This is a genomic window from Streptomyces marokkonensis, assembly GCF_008312835.1.
In the GTDB taxonomy this organism is placed as follows: Bacteria; Actinomycetota; Actinomycetes; order Streptomycetales; family Streptomycetaceae; genus Streptomyces; species Streptomyces marokkonensis_A.
The window spans coordinates 97190-117203 of sequence record NZ_VSKS01000014.1 but is presented as its reverse complement, the minus strand read 5'-3'; the positions used below and the strand labels follow the sequence as shown (position 1 = coordinate 117203).

The window sequence follows — 20014 nt, the reverse complement described above, 5'->3', positions numbered from 1 at the left end:
CCGTTCGTCTGTCCGGGCGCGATGAACAAGACGATCAGGCGTGCCTCGGTCTTCACGCTGCTGCTGGTGTTCTCCCTGCTGATCAGGGCGACCTGGGTGCAGTTCTACGAGGGCCGGGCACTGGCGGACGACAAGGACAACCGGCGCAACGCGATCGAGACGTACGCGGAGCCGCTCGGGAACATCGTCGTGGCCGGGGAGCCGGTCACCGGCTCGGCCCGGACGGAGGGAGGCGACCTGGCGTACACACGCACGTACGAGAACGGCCCGCTGTACGCGGCGGTGACGGGCTATGCCTCGCAGGCCTACGCGCCGACACAGCTGGAGGGCATCTACGCGGATCTGCTCAACGGCACGGACCCCCGGCTGAGGACGGTGACGGACACCGTCACGGGCCGGCGGGCCGATCCGGGCACCGTGGTGACCACCATCGACCCGGCGGTGCAGAAGGCGGCGTACGAGGCGCTCGGCGGCAAGAAGGGCGCGGCGGTCGCGATCGACCCGGGGACGGGCCGGATCCTCGCGGTGGTGTCGACCCCGTCGTACGACCCGGCGTCGCTGACCGGCGCCGGCACCGCCGGTGCGGCCTGGAAGAGGCTCAACGCGGACCCGGACAAGCCGCTCATCAACCGGGCGCTGCGCCGGCCGCTGCCGCCGGGCTCGACGTTCAAGCTGGTGGTCGCGGCGGCCGCGCTGGAGGACGGGCTGTACCGGTCGGTGGACGAGAGGACCGACAGCCCCGACCCGTACCGGCTGCCGGGCACGGTCACGGACCTCACCAACGAGAACCCGGACGCGCCCTGTGAGAACGCCTCGATCCGGGTCGGGCTGCAGTACTCCTGCAACAACGTCTTCGCGAAGATGGCCGTCGACCTCGGTGAGGACAGGGTGCGGGCGATGGCCGAGAAGTTCGGTTTCAACGACGGGACGCAGGACGTGCCGGTGCGCGCCCACCCCAGCGTCTACCCCTCGGACATGGAGCCGTCGCAGACCGCGCTGACCGGCATCGGCCAGTTCGACGTGACCGCCACCCCGCTGCAGATGGCGATGGTGTCGGCGGCGATCGCGAACGGCGGGGAGCTGGCGAGGCCCCACATGGTCAGCCGGGTCACCGACAGCGGCGGCGACGTGCTGAGGGACTACGACGAGGAGGCCGGCTCGGAGCGGATCGTCAGCTCCTCGACCGCCGGGCAGCTCCGGTCGGCGATGGAGACGGTCGTCGACGAGGGCACCGGGTCGAACGCGCGGATCTCCGGCGCCGCGGTGGGCGGCAAGACGGGCACCGCGCAGCACGGCGAGAACAACAGCATGACGCCGTACGCCTGGTTCACCTCGTACGCGCGGTCGGACTCCTCGGACAAGGAGGTCGCCGTGGCGGTCGTGGTGGAGCAGTCCGACGCGGCCCGCTCGGAGGTCAGCGGCAACGGCCTGGCGGCCCCGGTCGCCAGGGCGGCGATGGAAGCGGCGCTGCGGGACTGAACCCGCCCGCCCGCACAGGCGTCTTCACGGACGGGCCGCCCCCTTCCCCCCGGGGGCGGCCCGTCCCCCGTCACCACGCGGCTGCGTGACGCCGAGGAGCTGCTCGATCGGGTCGCTCGCGAAGTACACCCGTCGGTCGGCCGTCTTCTGCGCACGCCGGCTGGATGGTGCCCGTGCGGGACATCGTTCAGGTGTGGTTCCTGTGACACGGATTCGCGTGCCGACCCGTCAGACGGCGTTCGACCCCCCGCACAGGTGTGCGATGATCACTGCTACGCTCCGGAACTCACGCCGTGCGAGGGGAGGTCGCCCGTGGGCACCGTCGTCGACGACGCCGCCTCCGTGGAGTTCCACGCCTTCTTCGAACGCCATTACGCCGAACTGTCCCGGCTGGCCCATCTGCTGACGGGTGAGGCGGACGCCGCCGACGATCTGGCGGCGGACGCGCTGCTGGCACTGTGGCACCGCTGGGACCGGGTGCGCGCCGCCGACCATCCGGTGGCGTACGCCCGGGGAGTGGTGGCCAATCTGGCCCGCACCCGGATCCGCGGCGCGGTGCGCGAGCGTCGCCGGATCGCGCTGTTCTGGTCGCCGCGCGAGGAACGGACCGAGAACCCCGACGTGCCGGGTGTGGTGGACGTGCAGGAGGCCCTGCGCCGGCTGCCGTTCCGCAAGCGGGCGTGTGTGGTGCTGCGGCACGCCTTCGACCTGTCGGAGAAGGACACCGCACTGGCCCTGGGCATCTCGGTGGGTACGGTGAAGAGCCAGACCTCGAAGGGGATGACCGAACTGCAGCGGCTGCTGGGCACACACGAGGTGCCGCGACGGGTGCACGCGGCGGTGGCGGCGTCCGCGCGCCCCGGCGAGGCGGCGGGAAGGGACCGATGACGATGCGGCGGGACGTGCACGAGGAACTGCGCGCCCGGCTGCACGAGGCGGCCGGGGCGCACGAGCCGGACCGCGAGCGCATCCTCGCCCGGGTGGAACGCGGCATGGCCGGCCCGGCCCGCCCGGAGCACCGGGCCACGCGCCCCGGGGTGTTCGGCTGGGTCCGGGTGGCGGGCGCTACGGCCGCGGTGGCCGGTGTGCTGGCGGTGGGCGGCTACGCGGTCGCCTCCGCGGTGAAGGGCGAGGAGGCGCCGCCGCACCGGCAGGTGGCCGTCTCGCCGACGCCCACGCCGTCCCCGGACGCGACGAGCAGGGCCCCGGAGCCGCCGGTAAGCCCCTCGACCGGCGCCCCGGACGGCCCCCGGAACACCGCCGCCCCGCCCGCCGGTACGCCGAGTTCGTCCACCGGCGTCTCACGTCCACCGGCCGGGGTCGAGGACGGCCCGCTGTGGTCGGACGGCTCGGTGGACCCGCACAGCAACGAGTTCTGGGCGCAGAGCAACGTGACGCTGAAGACGAAGGTCCCGCTGACCTCGCTCACCGTGGAACTGCGGATCGAGCAGACCGGCCGGGTGTCCTCCGCGGGCGCCTGGCGTTCGCTGCCCGAGGGCGACTTCGGCCTCGCGGTGGACGAGCGGGACGGCTTCCTCGTCTACACCTGGACGCTGAAGGCGGGCCGTACCGTCCCGGCGGGCGAGTGGGTCTTCGCGGGCCAGTACAACCACGAGCGCGGTGGCCGGGACGCCCGCGGCGACAGCTACGCGGCGTGGGCCGGCACCGGGTCCGAGGAACACGCCGTCGACGGCGACTTCGCGCCGCGGGAGGACAAGGACACGACGGACGACGACGGTTCGTAGAAAAAAAGATCGCCGGACGCGGCAACCCTTCCGGCGGCGGTGGCGACCAGGAGACGCAAAGACTCTCCCACGCAAGGAAACGGGCATGACTGCACGAGCCGAACAGCGCGTCTCCCACCGCCGCCGGACCACCAGGAGGCGGGCCGTGATCGCCGGGGTCTCCGCGCTCGGCATCACGGGTGCGGCGATCGTCACGACGACGATGCTGTCCACCGCGGGCGCCGCCTCGTCCTGGCCCTCCGACACCGGCAGCAAGCCGGTGTCCAAGACCGTGCCGGTATCCGGCGTCTACGACGGCGGCATGAAGAAGTTCTACGGCACCGGTGCCCTGGGCGGCGACAGCCAGGACGAGGGGCAGGACCCCATCTTCGAACTGGCCGACGGCGCCACGCTGAAGAACGTCGTCATCGGCACCCCCGCCGCCGACGGCGTCCACTGCAAGGGCAGTTGCACGCTGCAGAACGTGTGGTGGCTGGACGTCGGCGAGGACGCGGCCAGCTTCAAGGGCACGTCGTCGTCGGCGCAGTACAAGGTGATCGGCGGCGGGGCGAAGAAGGCCGACGACAAGGTGCTGCAGTTCAACGGCGCAGGCACGCTCACCGTGACCGGCTTCCGGGTCGAGGACTTCGGCAAGCTGGTGCGCTCCTGCGGCAACTGCAAGAAGCAGTACAAGCGCACGATCGTGCTGAGCGACATCGACGTGGTCGCGCCCGGCAAGTCGATCGTCGGCGTCAACGAGAACTACGGCGACACGGCGTCCCTGCGCAACGTCCGCATCCACGGCGACAGCAAGAAGAAGATCGAGATGTGCGTCCGCTTCACGGGCAACAACACCGGCAAGGAACCGAAGAAGCTCTCGCCGGCCGGCCCGTACGGCAAGGTCTGCAACTTCACCGCCTCGGACATCACCTACAAGTGACCGCCCGAGCCCTTCGAGCCGCCGGCCCGGCCCCCCGGGCCGGTGCGCGTCGTCCGAGCCCCCCTCGGACACGCGTCAGGAGGCCGTGACCGAGCTCCACTCGGCCGGCCGGCCGGACGCCCCCGCCCGTGACGACGGGCGGGGGCGTTCCGCTGCCTCCCCCGCGTCCTCACAGGACGCGGTCCAGCCAGGCGTACACCTCGTCCTGCATCACGGCGTTGAAGGTGTGGCCGTACTCGGGCCAGGTCCTCAGCCGCAGCCGCTCCTCGGCACCGTACGCCCGCCAGACGGCGCGCAGCTTGTCGTGGGCGGTCCGTACCCCGTCGGCGGGGAACAGGGCGTCGAGCCCGCCGTGAAGGAACAGCATCGGCCGGGGAGCGGCGATGCCCGCGACGTCGGGGATGTCGAGGTACCGGGCGAGCCCGGGGTGGAGCATGTGGAACGCCGACTGTCCGCGCAGCGTGTTGTTGCCCGGCACCAGCATCTCCTTGAGCCCCGTCATCCAGCACACGCTCGCCGCCGCCGCGACGTGGTCGCTGAGCGCGGCGGCCTGCCAGGCGCGGTAGCCGCCCATGGAGAAGCCGACGGCGGCGACCCGGCGGCCGTCCACCCGGTCCAGCCCCGCCAGGAAGGCCGCGGCCCGCTGGTCCTCACGGGCGTGGAGTCCGGCGAGGGAGGAGCCGAGGTGGAAGAGGGTGCTCGCCAGCGCCTGCTGCTGCTCGTAGGCCAGGGGCCCCCGCTCGCCCCAGCCGAGCGCGTCCGGGCAGAGCACCACGTAACCGCGCCGGGCGAGTTCGTCGCCGGTGAAGCGTCCGTCGGAGTACCGGCCTGCCCACTCCTCGGCGGAGGCGAGCCGGGTGTCGTCGTACCAGGGCCGGACGCACTTCTCCTTGCCGATGTCGAACCGGGACCCGTGGTCGTGCAGCAGCAGTACGGCCGGGAAGGGACCGGTGCCGTGCGGGGTGAGCAGGGCTCCGCGGACCCGGGTGTGGCGGGTGAGCGAGACGGTCACCAGTTCCCGGCTGTATCCGTCCGCCTCGGGCCCGGCCGTGTACTCGGGTGCGTACGGCGTTCCGTCCTGCCCCGGCACGATGAGCAGTTCCTCGACCTTGGCCCGGGCCGCCCGGCGCCAGCGCCGGACGTCGCGCACGGGTGAGGTTCCCCAGGCGAGCGGGAAGTACAGGTCGTCCTTGAGCGCCCGGTGCAGGCCGGGCGGGCCCGGGACGGAGGTCACCCGCGGAGCCGCCAGTCGCCGAGATGGGTCCTGCTGGTACGGGCGGCGGCCTCGGCGCGGGTGAGCTGGGGCCGGTTCCCGGGCACGGTGATCACCGCGCCGGGGCCGGTGTTGCGGTACTCGGCGAACCGCTGGTCCTGCCAGGGGTGGCCGCCGGCCATGGTGGCGTAGGGCGCGACCGCGTCGATGCCGGCGCCGAGGTGGGTCTCCCGGACGGTGAGCATGGGGCGGGCGGTGCGGTCGGAGCTGGGGACCCAGGGGCGGGCCAGCTTGTAGTAGCCGTCCGGGGCCTCGCTGCTGATCCTGCTCCGGGTGACCAGGTAGCCGCGCGGGTTGGCGCCGGCGGTGGAGGGCGCGAAGACGAAGCCGTACGGGGCGGCGGTGAGGTCGGGGCGGATCAGGGTGCGGAAGTGGCAGTGCTCGAAGACGGCGGTGGCGCGGCCGAAGACGAAGTCGACGTCGCCCTCGACGTAGCAGTGGGCGAAGTACTGGCGGGCGAAGGTGTTCACGGAGGCCGAGTCGGCGTACAGGGTGTCCTGGTGGCCGAGGAACCGGCAGTGGGTGAAGGCGCTGCGGTCGCCCTGCACCTTGAGGGCGACGGCCTGGGTGCCGCTGGTGCCGGGCAGGTCGCCGCGCAGCCAGTCGTTGGCGAAGGTGATCCAGCGGGCGGTGAAGCCGTCGGGGCGCACGGTGGTGGTGGCCGAGCCGGAGGTGCCGAGGGTGCCGGAGCCGTCCGGCTTGGGGGTGCCGGCCGCGTTGTCGTAGACGATGACGACGTCACGGGGGTTCTCGGAGGCACCGATCCAGGTCATGCCGGTGCGGTCGGCGTCGACCGAGACCGTCTCGCGGTAGACGCCGGGCGCGATGACCAGCGTGCGTCCGGTGCCGGTCGCGGCGGTCACGGCGGCCTGGACGCCGGTGAAGTCACCGGCGCCGCGCGGGTGGACGTACAGGGTCTGCGGGGTGAGCCGGTCGGACGGTGAGCCGAAGCGGCCGAACGGGGCGCGCGGCCGGCCGCCGGCCCTCGCCGGGGCGGCGGACAGGGCGAGCGCGGTGCCGGCCGCGGCGCCGGTGAGCAGGAAGGACCTTCGGGACGGGGCAGCGGGCATGCGGGTGCTCCTCGGGATGGCGGGGACGGGCCGGTGCGGGCCGTAGTGGGGGCGGACCGCACCGGCCGGCCGTGGGGCGGGGTCAGCGGATACGGCCGGCCCCCGCGCCGTGCTTGACCAGCACCGGGACCGCCCAGGCCGGGTGGACCGCGGTGCGCAGGGTGGGGGTCCAGCCGGCGCCGGACCGCAGGGGTGCGTCGGGGAGCTCCGCGTTGTGCGCGGCGATCAGGTCGACCCGTTCGCCGTTGACCAGGTTGTCCGCGGCGGTGAGCGGCGAGTCGTTCCAGCGCTTGAGGATCTTCGCCGGGCTGATGCCCTTCGGCAGGGTGAACGCGTTGTGCTCGGCGACGAGCTGGGACTCCTTGCCGATGCCGAAGCTGTAGGAGTAGCCGGCGTCCGCCACGAAGTGGTTGTTGTACACGTCGACCTGCCCGAAGCGGACGCGTGGCGCGCGCTCGACCAGGTTCGAGAACAGGTTGTGGTGGAAGGTCGCCTTGAGCTTGCCCCGGTCGCCGGCGGCGGTGGACTCGCTGTCGCTGTTGCCGATGAGGATCGTCTTGTCGTGCTCGGTGAAGACGTTCCAGGAGGCGGTGATGTGGTCGGCGCCCCGGACGATGTCCAGCTCCCCGTCGTGCTGCTGGTAGAGCATGCCGAAGTGGGTCGGGGCCTCGCTGTCGGGGTGCTCGCCGTCGGTGAAGGTGTTGTGGTCCAGCCACACGTGCGTGGAGCCGTACACGACGGCAGTGTCGTACTCGGAGTTCCAGTTGCCCCGGCTGCCGTCGGTGGGGTCCCACTGCGGGAAGCAGTCGATCGGGCTCTCGAGGGTGAGGTTGCGGACGATGACGTTGTCCACGCCCTTGATCTGCAGGCTGGCGCCCTTGATGCCGGCGTTCCTGCCGACGCCGATGATCGTGGTGTTGGAGGGGATGTTCGCCTTGATGGTCGCGTCCTGGTGGGCGGCGGACGCCCTGCGCAGCCCCTCCGGGCTGTCGTCCGGCTCGGCGCTCAGGTCGCGCTCCAGTCCCCAGGTCTCGGGCGCGTACTTCTCCAGGTAGGCGTCGAAGTCGTATCCGGGCGCGGCGAGAGCTTCGCAGCCCTCGGAGACCGCGTCGATGGTGCCCTTCACCTTGATGATCTTCGGCGCGTCGCCGCCGTCCGCCAGGGCGGCCTTGAACCCGGCCCAGTCCGTCACGGTGTACACGTGCTCGGCGTCGGCGGTGGCGCCCCCGGTGGTGCCGGTGCCGTGGGAGGCCCAGCCGTCGCCCGCGCCCAGTGTCTGCCGGGCGGGGTCACGGTGGTGGTGCGACGGGGAGTGGGCCTGGGCGCCGGTGCCGGTCAGGGTCAGCACGAGGGCGGCACAGCCGGCCACCGAGACGGCTCTCACTGTGGCATGCGCATGCCATTCAGCTGGGTGCATGGTGCGGCTCTCCTTCTTCCAGGGTTCGGGTGTGTTACGCGACGGACTCCGGCCAGGTGATCCATGACTCGGGGATCCGGTCGTCCAGCCGCCGCACGTCGCGCGGTGCGAGCACCCGGGTGCGCAGCAGCTCCCGGGCGACCAGCCGGGCCACGGCGATCGCGCCCGGCGGGTTGAAGTGCGTGTTGTCCTGCTCCGTCGCCGTCCAGTTGAAGTACGTCTTGGTCTTCTCGGCCCCGAGCTCCTGCCACAGCGCCAGCGACAGCGCCTGGACGTCGAGCAGCGGGACCCGCTCCTCGCGTGCCAGCGCCCGCATCGCCGCGGGGTACTCCCCGTGACTGGGCACGGCACGCCCGTCCGCGTCGAACCGCCGCCGCTCCACGGCGGTGGCCAGCACGGGCCGCGCGCCCCGCGCCCGGGCGCCGTCGACGTAAAGCCTCAGATACCGCTGGTACGTCGTCCACGGCTCGGTGTGACGGCTGGGATCGGCGGTCTTCTCGTCGTTGTGCGCGAACTGGACGAGGAGGAGGTCGCCGGGACGTATCGAGGAGAGGATCACCTCGAGCCGCCCCTCGTCGACGAAGCTCTTGGAGCTCCGCCCGTTGACGGCGTGATTGTCGACCGTGAGATGCCGGTGCAGCAGGAAGGGCAGCGCCATCCCCCACCCGGTCTCGGGCGCGGCGTCGGCGTACTTCTGGGCCGCGGTGGAATCACCGGCGATGTAGAGGGTGCGGCGGCGGCCGGAGGCCTCCGCAGGGCCGGTCAGGGCGAGGGCCAGCGGGGCTCCCAGCCCGGCAACGGAAACCTGCCTGCGCGTGAGTGACACGGGCCAAGCCTTTCGACAGGGGGCGGGAAGCACCCCGAAGGGCGCGGGACTTGATCGATGTGCGGCTCCGCCGCGTGGGCGATCGACCACGGACGGCCCGCAGCCCGAGGCAGACGGGCCGCCCCGCGGCGCCACAAGCCCTCAGCCCATCTGCTCGTCCCACTCGGCCTGCGCCTCGTTCAGCTGCTCGGCCAGGCCGTTCAGGAAGTCCTTCGCGCTCATGTCACCCAGCAGCACCTTCTGGAAGTTCGGCTCGTTCTCCGCCTTGGAGATCGTGTTCCAGTCCGGCAGGTAGTACGGCAGCTGCACGATGGTGGTGGACCCGTCGGTCAGCGCGTCCGCCGCCAGCTTCGTGGGCTCCGCCTTCGCGATCCACTCGGCCTTCGCGGCGTCCAGGTGCGCCGGCACCTGCCCGGCCGACTCGTTGAACTTCGAGCTGGACTCCGCCGACGTGGCGAACTCGATGAACTTCCAGGCGGCCTCCTTGTTCTTGGAGCTCTTGAACAGGCCGACGCCGTCGACCGGGTTGGAGACCTGGACCCGCTTGCCGTCGGGCCCCACGGGCTGCGGGATGCCCCGGAACTTGTCGGCGCCGAGGGCCTTCACGTGGTCCTGGTACGAACCGAGGTTGTGGTTCAGCATGCCGATCTCGCCGGAGTCCCACTGCGCGACCATCTTGGTGAAGTCGTTGTTGAGGTCGGCGGCGGGGGTGACCTTCTTGAACAGGGCCGCGTACTTCTCCAGGGCCTTGACGTTCTTCGGGTCGTTGACCGTGGTCTTCTTGCCCGTGGAATCCCAGAAGGAGGTGATGCCGGACTGGCCGTACATCGCGTCCAGGGCCTGGGCGATGGAGCCGGCGCCGCCGCGGATGGTGTAGCCGAACTTGTTGGCGCCCTTGTCGGTGAGCTCCTCGGCGGCCTCGAAGAACCGGGGCCAGGTGGTCGGCTCCTCCAGGCCCGCCTTCTCGAACAGGTCGGTGCGGTAGTACAGGACGCCGTTGTTCGCCGAGGTCGGGATCGAGTACAGCTTGTCGTCCCCGCCGCCCGCGGCGCGCAGCGACTCGATCATGTCCTTGTTGAGCTTGCCGTTCAGGGACGACCCGTCCAGCCGGTCGTCCAGCGGGTCGAGCGCGCCCTGGGCCGCGAAGCCCGCGAGCATCGACGCGCTGATGCCGCCGACGTCCGGCAGGCCGCCGCCCTGGATGGCGGTGTCGACCTTGGACTGGTACTCGGTGGAGGCGATGCCGACGTACTGGACGTCGATGTCCGGGTTCGCCTTCTCGAAGTCGGCGATGATCTCCTTCCAGATCTCGGTGCGGACACCGCCGTTGTTGTCCCAGAAGATGATCTTGCCCTTGCCGCTGCCCTCGCCGCCCTCGCCCGCGCCGCCGCCGTCGTCGCCGCAGGCGGTGGCGGTCAGGGCGAGCACGGCCCCCAGGGCGACGGCGGCCGACGTGCGGCGGCCTCTGCCGGTGCTGTTTCCGAGAATGCTGATCTTCATTGGTCGGCTCTCTTCTTCTGGATACTGATCCTGAACTGCGTGAACGTGGCGGTGCCGGCGTGCCCCTGACCGGAGGGCGCCAGGGCGACCAGGCCGAGCAGGGCACCGACCCAGCGCCAGGGCGTGGCGGCGAAAACCTGACCGGAGGAGCGGAAACCGTCCCCGGTGTCGTACGAGAAGCGGCAGCGCGCACCCGCACCGATGTCGATGCGCAGCCGCGCCCGGCCACCGGGGGCGGGCCGCGGGTGGTCGGCGTCCCGCTCGTGCTCGGCGACGGTCTCGGCGAACCGGTGCACCAGGTGCACCGTGCCGTCCGTGCCGCGCTGGAGCCCGATCCAGCGGTAGGCGTCCCCGAGGACCACGAGTCCGGCGCGTGCTCCGGGTTCCTCGCTGTCGAGCCGGAGCCCCACCTCGACGGTGCACGGGGTGCCGGGCAGCCGCTGGGTGAGGACGTTGGGCAGTGTGCGCAGGTCGTGCGCGTCGGCGGACCGGACGCAGGTCAGCCGCAGTCCGTCGGCGGAGTGCTGGGTGGCCCAGCCGTCCCTGGGGTTGGCGGTCCACTGCCACTGGCGGCCGTGGCGTCCGCCGGGGAAGTCGTCGTCGGCGGCGGGCGCGGCGGGCTGCTGCGCGGGCAGGTCCGGGCGGCGGTGCACGGCGACGGGGGCGCCGTCGTCCCCGAGCACCGGCCAGCCGTCCGGGCCCCAGCCCATCGGCTGCAGGTGCACGACCCGGCCGTACGCGCCGCGCTGCTGGAAGTGCAGGAACCAGTCCTGCCCCGACGGGGTGCGCACCCAGCCGCCCTGGTGGGGGCCGTTGACGTCGGTGTCCTTCTGCTCCAGGACCACCTTCTCCTCGTACGGCCCGAAGAACGCGCGTGAGCGGAAGGCGCCCTGCCAGCCGGTCTCCACTCCCCCGGCGGGGGCGAGGATCCAGAACCAGCCGTCGTGCCGGTAGAGCTTGGGCCCCTCCAGGGTGAACCAGCCGGGGATGCGGTCGGCGTCGACGATCACCTTGCCCTCGTCGAGGAGTTCGGTGCCGTGCGGGTGCATCCGGTGGCCGGTGAGGCGGTTCTTGACGCCGGAGCGGGACCTGGCCCAGGCGTGCACGAGGTACGCCTCGCCGGTCTCGTCGTCCCACAGGGGGCAGGGGTCGATCAGGCCCTTGCCGGCCTTCACCAGGTGCGGCCGGGTCCAGGGGCCCCGGATCTCGGGGGCGTTGACCTGGAAGATGCCCTGGTCGGGGTCGCCCCAGAAGATCCAGAAGCGGTCGTCGTGGTGGCGCAGGGCGGGGGCCCAGACCCCGCAGTCGTGCCGCGGCACGGCGAACTCGGCCTCGGGTTCGAGGCGTTCGAGAGCGTGGCCGACGAGGGTCCAGTTGACCAGGTCGCGGGAGTGCAGCAGGGGCAGTCCGGGGACGCGGCCGAAGCTGGAGGCGGTCAGGTAGAAGTCGTCGCCGACCCGGATCACGTCCGGGTCGGACCAGTCGGCGTCCAGGACCGGGTTGCGGTAGGTGAGGTCCGCCCGCTCGGCGCTCATGGGCCCACCGCCTTGCGGACCAGGGCGGCGGCCTCGTCCCGGCCGAGGCGGCCGTCGGCGACGACGGTGACGATCCGGCGGACGACGGTCCCGCCGGGCGGGACCGGCAGCCGGTCCGCGTGCGCGAGGGACGAGCCGACGCCCGGGTACTCGGCGGTGCGGACGAACCAGGGGTCGCGCCTGGTCTGTTCGGTCGCCCCGGCGAAGACCAGGGTCCAGGTGGATCCGGCGAGCGCCAGCCAGTCGGCGGTCCTGCCGTGGGCGTCGTTCTCTCCGTCGGTGCCGGCGGTGAAGACGTCCGGTGCCGTCTCCTCCTTGCGGGCCCGCCAGAAGAAGCCGCCGTAGGCGGCGCCGGGGCGGCCGTTGGTGGCGGGGCTGCCCAGGGAGAGCGGCCCCGACGTGATGTTGGTGAGGGAGAAGGTGAGGTCCAGCGCCCAGGCGGCGCCGGTGAGCGCGGTGGCGGCGACCGTGCGGCGCTCGCGCAGCAGCTCGCCCGGCGCGGCCGTCCAGCGCAGTTCCTCGACGAATCCGTCGGGGTCGCGCAGCTGGTAGGAGATGTGCCGCTGGGAGCCGTGGTTGTCCAGCTCGGTCGGTCCCCGGTCGCGGACGTAGGTGCGTCCGCCCCAGAAGTTGAACCCCTCGACGTCGGGAACGGCGACACCGACGCCGAGGTGGTGGGCGTGGTCGGCGGGGCTCAGCTCGGTGACCGCCGTGCCGGCCAGGGTGGTGACGGGGTGCAGACAGGGCCGCGGGGAGAGCCGCGCGGGCAGTTCGGGCCGGGTGACGTACCGGCCGACGGGCCGGCCCGCGACACGCAGCACCACGGAGTCGTTGCCGGTCATCGGGTGCTCACCTCTTTCGGCAGGTGGTGGGCGGGCAGCGCCCAGGGGGCGCCCAGCTCGGAGTAGAGGGACAGGGTGTCGGCGGCGGCCGCGACCAGGCCGTCGATGCCGGGCACGACCCGGCGGTCCTCGCCGGGAGCGCGGTGCCAGGCGCCGGCGGGCAGCGGGACCGGATCGGGGGCCCTGCGGATCGCCTCGACGACCTGCATGAAGGCTCCGGTCGCCTCCGGGGGGACGAGCAGCCCGGTGCCGTCGGTGAGGTGCGCGACGAGGTTCTCCAGCAGGTCGGTGCGGTCGTACCGCGTCTCCTCGGGGCCGTGGTCCGCGCGCTGGAGCAGGACGCGGTCCTGCTTGTACCAGAGGGTGATCCGGCCGCTGGTGCCGTGCACCATGACGTACGGCTCGTCCGCCCGCTCGGCGCAGAGCGTCGCGGCGACGGTGACGGAACCGCCCCGCGCGGTGGTGATCCGTACGCAGGAGGTGTCGTCGGACTCGATGTCGTTGGCGCGCAGCAGTTCGGTCTCGATGCCGGCGACGTCCTCGGCGCGGGTGCTGTCGCCGAGCGCGAGGGCGGTGGCGACGGCGTGGGCGAGCGGGTTGGTCAGCGCCCCGTCGATCACGTCGGCGCCGTCGAGCCGGCGCCGGCCCGCCCAGGGCGCCCGCCGGAAGTACGCCTCGGGCCGCACCCAGGCGCCGGCCGCGCCGATGCCCACCACCCGGCCGACGGCGCCCTCGGCGACCAGCTCGCGGATCGCGGGGACGGCGTGCGAGCCCAGCGACTGGAAGCCGATCTGGCAGGCGACCCCGGCCGCGGCGACCCCGTCGGCCATCCGGCGGAACTCGGCGTACGACGGTGCCGGCGGCTTCTCCAGCAGGATGTGCACGCCCCGTGAGGCCGCCGCGAGGGCGAGGTCGGTGTGGGTGGGGATCGGGGTGCAGATCACCGCGACCCGGGCGCCGGTCGAGTCGAGCAGCGCGCCGAAGTCGGCTGACTGTTCGGGGAGTTCCCCGCCGAACTCGTCCTTGGTGAGCGGGGTGAGCTCACAGACGCCGGCGAGCCGTACGACTCCCTTCTCCTGGAGCCGGCGGATGTTCTCCACGTGCCAGCGGCCGTGGCCGCGGGCACCGGCGAGGACGACGGGAACGGGCAGGGCGGACGTCATCCCTTCACCGCCCCCGCGCTGAACCCGGTGATCAGCCACTTCTGGATGAAGGCGAACACGATCACCACGGGGACGGCCGCGATGATTCCGCCCGCGGCGAGTGCGCCGAGGTCGACGCTGTCCGCGCTCATCAGGGTGTTGAGGCCGACCGGGATGGTCTGCTTCTCCTGGTTGTTGAGGAACATCAGGGCGAACAGGAAGTGGTTCCAGGAGTGGACGAAGGCGAAGGAGCCGACGGCGATCAGACCGGGCCGCAGCAGCGGCAGGACGACCACCCGGAAGGCCCTGAACCGGTTGCAGCCGTCGACCCAGGCGGCCTCCTCCAGGGAGTACGGCACGTTCTTGATGAAGTTGCTGATGAGGATCATCGACAGCGGCAGCTGGAAGACCGTCTCGGCGATGATGACGCTGCCGAGGGAGTTGATCATCTGCAGTTCGGCGAAGATCTCGAACAGCGGGACCAGGAGCAGCGCGCCGGGCACGAACTGGGAGCAGAGCAGGGCCAGCATGAACGCCCGCTTGATCCTGAAGTCGAACCGGGCGAGCGCGTAGCCGCCGGCCAGGGCGACCAGGGTCGTCATGATCAGGGTGGCGACGCCGACCAGCACGCTGTTGTAGAAGAAGGTGCCGAAGCTGCGGTCCGTCCAGACCTTCTCGAAGTGGACGGAGGTCATCGGCCAGGGCACCAGCGAGGTGGAGCCGGCCGGGCGCAGCGCGAAGAGCAGGATCCAGTAGAAGGGGATGAGGGTGAAGACGAGGTAGACGCCCAGGGGCAGGTAGATCTGCCAGCGGGGTGCCTCGTCCCAGGCCCGGTGCCCCTTCGCCGGCCGTGGCGGCTCAGGGGCGACGGCCACGGGGGCGGGGGCGGCCACGGTGGCCTCCTTGGTGATCACTTCTCGCCTCCGAACTTGCTCAGCCGCAGGTAGACCATCGAGCAGAAGAGCAGGATCACGAACGCGACCGTCGTGAGGGCCGACGCGTAGCCGAAGTCATGGGACTCGACCGAGGTGTTGGCGATGTACAGCGGCAGGGTCGTGGTCGCGCCCGCGGGTCCGCCGCCGGTCAGCGTGTAGAGCAGGTCGACGTTGTTGAACTCCCACACCGCGCGCAGCAGCGTGGACAGGATGATGGCGTCCTTCAGGTGCGGCAGCGTGATGTGCAGGAACTGCTTGAAGCGGCTGGCCCCGTCGACCTCGGCGGCCTCGTAGAGGTCCTTGGAGACGGACTGGAGGTCGGCGAGGATGAGGATCGCGAAGAAGGGGACACCGCGCCACAGGTCGGCGACGACCGCCGCCGGGAAGACGGTGGAGGTGTCCGACAGCCAGCTGACGCCGTAGTCGCCGATGCCCATGTCCGCGAGGTACCGGGTGATGCCGGTCTGGGAGTTGTAGAGGAGCACCCAGATCGCGGAGGTCAGCACGCCGGAGACGGCCCACGGCGAGAAGACGAGGGCGCGGCCCAGGGCGCGGCCGACGAAGGTCTGGTTGACGATGAGGGCGAGGGCCAGGCCGAACATCAACTGCAGTCCGACCTCGACGACGACCCACTTGGCGCTGAAGACGAGGGTGTCCCAGAACAGCGGGTCCTCGGTGAAGATGTGGGTGAAGTTGTCGAAGCCCGCGAAGCCGTTGCGCCACGGCTTGGTGGGGTTGTACTCCTGCAGGCTGTAGTAGAAGACGCTGAGGACCGGGTACGCGATGAAGCCCAGCATGAGCAGGGCGGCCGGTGCGATCAGCAGGTAGGGGAGCCTGCGGGGCGTGGCGGAGGCACGGCGCCGCCGGGGTGGCGCGGGCGGTTTCGCCACGGCTGCGGCTTGGGCCATGACTGTTCTCCGTTTCTCGGTACGTCGTGCTGTGTGGTGCGTGAGCGGGGGAAGCGCTTTCTTCGTAGGTGTGCGGGATCCGCCCGGGACGGCGGGTCAGCCCGCGTAGGGGTCCTGGACGGTGCCCGGGCGGGCGAGGAACTCGAAGTCGCAGCCGGTGTCGGCCTGCGTGATCTGGTCGTTGTAGAGCGCGCCGTAACCGCGCTCGTAGCGTGCGGGCGGCGGCGTCCACCGCGCCCTGCGACGCTCGAGCTCCTCGTCGTCGACGTCGAGCCGGAGCGTGCGGTTCTCGACGTCGAGCGTGATCGGATCCCCGGTGCGCACCAGGGCCAGCGGTCCGCCGACGTACGACTCGGGGGCGATGTGCAGGACGCACGCGCCGTAACTCGTCCCGCTCATCCGGGCGTCGGAGATCCGCACCATGTCCCGCACCCCCTGCTTGAGCAGGTGGTCGGGCAGGGGCAGCATCCCGTACTCGGGCATGCCCGGGCCGCCCTTGGGGCCGGCGTTGCGCAGCACCAGCACACTGTCCGCGGTGATGCCGAGCTCCGGGTCGTTGATGGTCCGCTGCATCTGCTTGTAGTCGTCGAAGACGACGGCGGGACCGGTGTGCCGGAGCAGGTGCCGCTCGGCGGAGATGTGCTTGATGACGGCGCCGTCCGGGCAGAGGTTGCCGCGCAGTACGGCGAGCCCGCCCTCGTCCGCGACCGGGTTGTGGCGGGGCCGGATGACGTCGTCGTCGTGCACCTGCGCGCCGGCGATCTGCTCGCGCAGGGTGTCGTGACAGACGGTGGGCCTCTCGAGGTGCAGCAGGTCGGGTATCCGGGAGAGGAACCCGGGCAGTCCGCCCGCGAAGTGGAAGTCCTCCATCAGGTACGTCTGTCCGCCGGGACGGACGTTGGCCAGCACCGGGACGGTGCGGGCGATGCGGTCGAAGTCGTCGAGGGTGAGCGTGACGCCGGCCCGGCCGGCCATGGCGATCAGGTGGATGACGGCGTTGGTGGAGCCGCCGAGTCCGAGGACCGTCGTGACCGCGTCCTCGAAGGCGTCCGCGGTGAGGATGTCGCTCAGCTTCCGGTCCCTGTGGACCAGGTCGACGATCGTCATGCCCGCCTTCGCGGCCATCCGGTCGTGCCCGGAGTCGACGGCCGGGATGCTGGACGCGCCCGGGACGGTGACGCCGAGCGCCTCGGCGGCGGCGGTCAGTGTGGACGCCGTACCCATCGTCATGCAGTGGCCCGGCGAACGGGCCAGGCCGCTCTCCAGCTCCTGCATCTCGCAGTCGCCGATGACGCCGGCCCGCTTGTCGTCCCAGTACTTCCACATGTCGGTGCCGGAGCCCAGGGTCTCGCCGCGCCAGTGGCCGGGCAGCATGGGCCCGGCGGGCACGAAGACGGTGGGCAGGTCGGCGCTGGCGGCCCCCATCAGCAGGGCGGGCGTGGACTTGTCGCAGCCGCCCATCAGCACGGCCCCGTCGACCGGGTACGACCGCAGCAGCTCCTCGGTCTCCATGGCGAGGAGGTTGCGGTAGAGCATGGGGGTCGGCTTCTGGAAGGTCTCACTGAGGGTGGAGACCGGGAATTCGAGGGGGAAGCCGCCCGCCTGCCACACCCCCCGCTTCACCGCCTGCGCGCGGTCGCGCAGATGGACGTGGCAGGGGTTGATGTCGGACCAGGTGTTGAGAACGGCGATGACGGGCTTGCCCAGGTGCTCCTCGGGCAGATAGCCGAGCTGCCGGGTGCGGGCGCGGTGGCTGAAGGAGCGCAGTCCGTCGGTGCCGTACCACTGGTGGCTGCGGAGCTGTTCGGGCGACTTCACAGGGACCACCCCGCGGCGATGGCGGCGACCTCGGCGCGCTCGCTCTCCGGCAGCGGCCTGCTCGGCGGGCGGACCTCGCGGCGGCACAGCCCCAGGGAGGCGAGGGCCTCCTTGACGACGGTGACGTTGTTGGCGGAGCCGTTGGCGGCGCGCATCTCCTCGAAGCGGCGGATCTGCTCCCACACCTTCATGGCGGTCGGGTAGTCGCCGGAGCGCAGCGCCTCGATCATGTTCAGCGAGACGGAGGGGGCGACGTTGACCAGCCCGGAGGTGAAACCGGTGGCGCCGGCCGAGAAGTAGGAGGGGGCGTACGGCTCGGCGAGCCCCGCGACCCACACGAACCGTTCGAGTCCCGCGTCCCGGGCGAAGGCGGCGAACCTCGCCGCGTCCGGCACGGCGTACTTCACGCCGATGACGTTGGGGCAGGTGTCGGCGAGTTCGGCGAGGCGGGCGCCGGTGAGCTGAGCGTTGCGGATGTAGGGGACGACGCCCAGGTCGGGCACGGCCTCGGCGATGGCGCGGTGGTAGTCCACCCAGCCGCTCTGGGAGACGTAGGGGTGGACCGGCTGGTGCACCATCACCATCTGCGCGCCCAGGTCACGAGCGTGCCGCGCGGAGTCGACGGCGGTGGGCACGTCGTGGCCCACTCCGACGAGGATCACCGAGCGGTCGCCGGCCTCCTCGACGGTCAACTCGGTGACCAGGCGGCGCTCTGCGGGGGTCAGGGCGTAGAACTCGCCGGTGTTGCCGTTGGGGGTGAGAGTCGTGATGCCACCGTCGAGGAGACGGCGCAGCAGGGCCCGGTAGGTCTCCGGGTCGATGGAGCCGTCCTCGGCGAACGGGGTCACCGGGATCGCCACCACGCCGGCCAGGGCCGCCCGCTGGGTCTCGAACGTCGTTGTCATGCCTGACCGTCCTCTGTCTGGGCCGCCGAGGCCGCCTCGAACTCCGCTTCGGGGAAGGCCCGTCGCACGAACGACGCGATGTGCGCGTGCAGGGCGCGCGCCGCGCCGTCCGCGTCCCCGCCGAGGGCGAGCCGCAGGATCTCCCGGTGCTCGCCGGCCTCCCGTTCCCAGGAGGGGTCGGCGGCCCAGGCGACGGCGGAGACGAGGGCGGCCTGGTCGCGGACCTCGTCGAGCATCCTGCCGAGCAGCGGGTTGCCGCACGGTACGTAGAGAGCGCGGTGGAACTCGCGGTTGGCGAGCGACCGTTCGGCCGTGTCGGTGGCCTCGTCGGCGCGGGTCAGCGCGTCGCGTGCGGCGTCGAGGGAGGCACCGCGGCGCACGGCGCGCTTGAGCGCCTCGGGCTCGAGGAGCAGGCGCACGTCGTAGACCTCCCGCGCCATGTCCGCGTCGACCATGCGCACCGTGACGCCCTTGTACTGGCTCATCACGACCAGACCGGTGCCGGCCAGGGTCTTGAGCGCCTCGCGCACCGGGGTCTTGGACACCCCGAACTGTGCGGCGAGGTCGGTCTCGACCAGGGCCTGGCCCGGTGTGAACCGGCCGGTGAGGATGCGGCGTTTGATCTCCTCCAGCACGTACTGCGTGCGGGAGGGGATCGGCGTGGGCACAGAGGTCATGCGCGCCTCTCGGATCTCGCGGATCGGATCTCGCGTATCGCGTCTCATATATGACGTACGAAGTACGACGCGGATGACCGTAAGAGCGGCCCAGGGTTTCGTCAATGCTTCTGACAAGGAAACGTGCTGTTGCCCCGCACGGTGTCCGTGGCCCGGCGGTGGTGCCCCAGGGGTGGTGCGGGTCAGGTGCCGGCGTTCGCTGCCGCGACGGCTGCCCGTGCCGGCCTCGGAGGAACAGAGCGGGATCGCGGTGGAGTCGACGCATGGACACAAGGAGGCCGGGGCGCCGTGAGGGTTTCCCCACGGCGCCCCGGCCCGGCCGGATCCGTGTGCCCGCGCAACGCGGCGAAGGTCACACGGGCCGTGTCCAGCCCGGGTCCCGGCCGCTGAGGCCGATCGTCCGGTCCAGGAGCGGGGCGTCGGGCGGAACGGGGACGACGGGGCCGAAGATGCCGTCGCCCCGGTCGCCCTCCTCGGCGGCGGCGAGCAGGAAGGCGTGCGCGCTCTCCAGCGCGGCGGGATCGGGCGCGTACGGCTGACCGGTCGCGCGGGCCAGGTCCCAGGCGTGGATCACCAGTTCGTCGGTGACGACGGCACCGGCGACCTCGCCCGGCAGGTCCACGCCCCCGGCGCGGGTCATACCGGTCCAGGCCGCGGGGTCCCGCCAGACCTCGGCGAGTTCGTCGAGCACCTTGGGCAGCTCCTCACGCCATCCGGGACCGATGTCCGGCAGGGCGGCATCCGGGCTGGTGTCGGTGTTCGCGCCCAGCTCCTTGCGGCCGGCGTCCCGGAAGGCGACGGCCAGTCCGAGGATGTGGCCGAGCATGTGGCGCACGGCGTACCGCGGACAGGGCGTCCCGTGCGCCAGCTGCTCGTCGGTGACGCCCTCGGCGAGACGCGCCACGACCTGGGTCTGCGGTCCCAGGTCGACAGTGGTGTCGGTCATCGGGTTTCTCCTCCTGACGGTGTTCCTGGGAGGTTGACCGACGCGGGCACCAGAACTCATCGCCGAACCGCCGTCCT

General features: G+C 71.9%; 18 protein-coding genes. 4 read left to right on the top strand and 14 right to left on the bottom strand.

All coding sequences use genetic code 11. The features are described from left to right. Nucleotides 1–21 precede the first annotated feature (21 nt). From F1615_RS23645 to F1615_RS23630, 4 genes are all read left to right on the top strand, one after another. Nucleotides 22–1479: a penicillin-binding transpeptidase domain-containing protein gene (locus tag F1615_RS23645; protein ID WP_149551068.1), complete on the top strand. Its 1458-nt coding sequence runs from the start codon at nucleotides 22–24 to the stop codon at nucleotides 1477–1479. A gap of 312 nt (nucleotides 1480–1791) precedes the next feature. Beyond that, nucleotides 1792–2367 (top strand): SigE family RNA polymerase sigma factor, encoded by a 576-nt coding sequence (locus tag F1615_RS23640; protein WP_149551067.1) that lies wholly within the window; start codon nucleotides 1792–1794, stop codon nucleotides 2365–2367. After that, on the top strand, nucleotides 2364–3224 hold the full coding sequence (locus F1615_RS23635) for a hypothetical protein (protein WP_149551066.1): 861 nt from the start codon (nucleotides 2364–2366) through the stop codon (nucleotides 3222–3224). The genes F1615_RS23640 and F1615_RS23635 overlap by 4 nt, the downstream gene beginning before the upstream one ends. 85 nt (nucleotides 3225–3309) lie before the next feature. Further along, the gene (locus F1615_RS23630) at nucleotides 3310–4143 is read left to right on the top strand and encodes a pectate lyase (RefSeq protein WP_149551065.1); all 834 of its coding nucleotides are present in this window, start codon (nucleotides 3310–3312) and stop codon (nucleotides 4141–4143) included. 169 nt (nucleotides 4144–4312) lie between these two features. On the opposite strand, the gene F1615_RS23625 is transcribed toward F1615_RS23630, so the two are convergent. The 14 genes from F1615_RS23625 to F1615_RS23560 form a co-directional block, all read right to left on the bottom strand. Further along, the gene (locus F1615_RS23625; RefSeq protein ID WP_149551064.1) at nucleotides 4313–5377 is read right to left on the bottom strand and encodes a dienelactone hydrolase family protein; all 1065 of its coding nucleotides are present in this window, start codon (nucleotides 5375–5377) and stop codon (nucleotides 4313–4315) included. Then, nucleotides 5374–6486 (bottom strand): pectinesterase family protein, encoded by a 1113-nt coding sequence (locus tag F1615_RS36415; protein ID WP_149551063.1) that lies wholly within the window; start codon nucleotides 6484–6486, stop codon nucleotides 5374–5376. Before F1615_RS36415 ends, F1615_RS23625 begins: the two co-directional genes overlap by 4 nt. A gap of 82 nt (nucleotides 6487–6568) precedes the next feature. Then, complete coding sequence (locus F1615_RS23615) at nucleotides 6569–7903, bottom strand: pectate lyase family protein (protein ID WP_149551062.1); 1335 nt, start codon at nucleotides 7901–7903, stop codon at nucleotides 6569–6571. 34 nt (nucleotides 7904–7937) lie between these two features. Further along, nucleotides 7938–8729 (bottom strand): rhamnogalacturonan acetylesterase, encoded by a 792-nt coding sequence (locus F1615_RS23610; protein WP_149551061.1) that lies wholly within the window; start codon nucleotides 8727–8729, stop codon nucleotides 7938–7940. A 141-nt stretch (nucleotides 8730–8870) separates the two neighbouring features. Next, the gene (locus F1615_RS23605; protein WP_149551060.1) at nucleotides 8871–10229 is read right to left on the bottom strand and encodes an ABC transporter substrate-binding protein; all 1359 of its coding nucleotides are present in this window, start codon (nucleotides 10227–10229) and stop codon (nucleotides 8871–8873) included. Beyond that, nucleotides 10226–11764 carry a glycoside hydrolase family 43 protein gene (locus F1615_RS23600; protein WP_149551059.1) on the bottom strand — a complete coding sequence of 513 codons (1539 nt, stop codon included), beginning with the start codon at nucleotides 11762–11764 and terminating at the stop codon, nucleotides 10226–10228. The genes F1615_RS23605 and F1615_RS23600 overlap by 4 nt, the downstream gene beginning before the upstream one ends. Then, entirely contained in the window at nucleotides 11761–12606 is an 846-nt protein-coding gene (locus tag F1615_RS23595; protein WP_149551058.1) for a PmoA family protein, read from the bottom strand. Before F1615_RS23595 ends, F1615_RS23600 begins: the two co-directional genes overlap by 4 nt. Continuing rightward, entirely contained in the window at nucleotides 12603–13769 is a 1167-nt protein-coding gene (locus tag F1615_RS23590) for a Gfo/Idh/MocA family protein (protein ID WP_149551057.1), read from the bottom strand. The genes F1615_RS23595 and F1615_RS23590 overlap by 4 nt, the downstream gene beginning before the upstream one ends. After that, nucleotides 13766–14662 (bottom strand): carbohydrate ABC transporter permease, encoded by an 897-nt coding sequence (locus F1615_RS23585; RefSeq protein WP_149551056.1) that lies wholly within the window; start codon nucleotides 14660–14662, stop codon nucleotides 13766–13768. The genes F1615_RS23590 and F1615_RS23585 overlap by 4 nt, the downstream gene beginning before the upstream one ends. Next, on the bottom strand, nucleotides 14659–15591 hold the full coding sequence (locus F1615_RS23580; RefSeq protein ID WP_149551055.1) for a carbohydrate ABC transporter permease: 933 nt from the start codon (nucleotides 15589–15591) through the stop codon (nucleotides 14659–14661). Before F1615_RS23580 ends, F1615_RS23585 begins: the two co-directional genes overlap by 4 nt. Nucleotides 15592–15687: 96 nt before the next feature. Then, nucleotides 15688–17418 (bottom strand): L-arabinonate dehydratase, encoded by a 1731-nt coding sequence (araD, locus tag F1615_RS23575; RefSeq protein WP_149551054.1) that lies wholly within the window; start codon nucleotides 17416–17418, stop codon nucleotides 15688–15690. Further along, the gene (locus tag F1615_RS23570) at nucleotides 17406–18314 is read right to left on the bottom strand and encodes a dihydrodipicolinate synthase family protein (RefSeq protein ID WP_149551053.1); all 909 of its coding nucleotides are present in this window, start codon (nucleotides 18312–18314) and stop codon (nucleotides 17406–17408) included. The genes araD and F1615_RS23570 overlap by 13 nt, the downstream gene beginning before the upstream one ends. Next, nucleotides 18311–18991 (bottom strand): GntR family transcriptional regulator, encoded by a 681-nt coding sequence (locus F1615_RS23565; RefSeq protein WP_149551052.1) that lies wholly within the window; start codon nucleotides 18989–18991, stop codon nucleotides 18311–18313. Before F1615_RS23565 ends, F1615_RS23570 begins: the two co-directional genes overlap by 4 nt. 352 nt (nucleotides 18992–19343) lie before the next feature. Further along, nucleotides 19344–19937 carry a TIGR03086 family metal-binding protein gene (locus F1615_RS23560; protein ID WP_149551051.1) on the bottom strand — a complete coding sequence of 198 codons (594 nt, stop codon included), beginning with the start codon at nucleotides 19935–19937 and terminating at the stop codon, nucleotides 19344–19346. Between the last annotated feature and the right edge of the window lie 77 nt (nucleotides 19938–20014).

Excerpts from the sequence above, each read along its gene's own strand:
- F1615_RS23645 (WP_149551068.1), top strand. The coding sequence starts at position 22 with ATGAACAAGACGATCAGGCGTGCCTCGGTCTTCACGCTGCTGCTGGTG.
- F1615_RS23635 (WP_149551066.1), top strand. The coding sequence starts at position 2,364 with ATGACGATGCGGCGGGACGTGCACGAGGAACTGCGCGCCCGGCTGCAC.
- F1615_RS23630 (WP_149551065.1), top strand. The coding sequence starts at position 3,310 with ATGACTGCACGAGCCGAACAGCGCGTCTCCCACCGCCGCCGGACCACC.
- F1615_RS36415 (WP_149551063.1), bottom strand. The coding sequence starts at position 6,486 with ATGCCCGCTGCCCCGTCCCGAAGGTCCTTCCTGCTCACCGGCGCCGCG.
- F1615_RS23615 (WP_149551062.1), bottom strand. The coding sequence starts at position 7,903 with ATGCACCCAGCTGAATGGCATGCGCATGCCACAGTGAGAGCCGTCTCG.
- F1615_RS23605 (WP_149551060.1), bottom strand. The coding sequence starts at position 10,229 with ATGAAGATCAGCATTCTCGGAAACAGCACCGGCAGAGGCCGCCGCACG.
- F1615_RS23600 (WP_149551059.1), bottom strand. The coding sequence starts at position 11,764 with ATGAGCGCCGAGCGGGCGGACCTCACCTACCGCAACCCGGTCCTGGAC.
- F1615_RS23595 (WP_149551058.1), bottom strand. The coding sequence starts at position 12,606 with ATGACCGGCAACGACTCCGTGGTGCTGCGTGTCGCGGGCCGGCCCGTC.
- F1615_RS23590 (WP_149551057.1), bottom strand. The coding sequence starts at position 13,769 with ATGACGTCCGCCCTGCCCGTTCCCGTCGTCCTCGCCGGTGCCCGCGGC.
- F1615_RS23580 (WP_149551055.1), bottom strand. The coding sequence starts at position 15,591 with ATGGCCCAAGCCGCAGCCGTGGCGAAACCGCCCGCGCCACCCCGGCGG.
- F1615_RS23570 (WP_149551053.1), bottom strand. The coding sequence starts at position 18,314 with ATGACAACGACGTTCGAGACCCAGCGGGCGGCCCTGGCCGGCGTGGTG.
- F1615_RS23565 (WP_149551052.1), bottom strand. The coding sequence starts at position 18,991 with ATGACCTCTGTGCCCACGCCGATCCCCTCCCGCACGCAGTACGTGCTG.
- F1615_RS23560 (WP_149551051.1), bottom strand. The coding sequence starts at position 19,937 with ATGACCGACACCACTGTCGACCTGGGACCGCAGACCCAGGTCGTGGCG.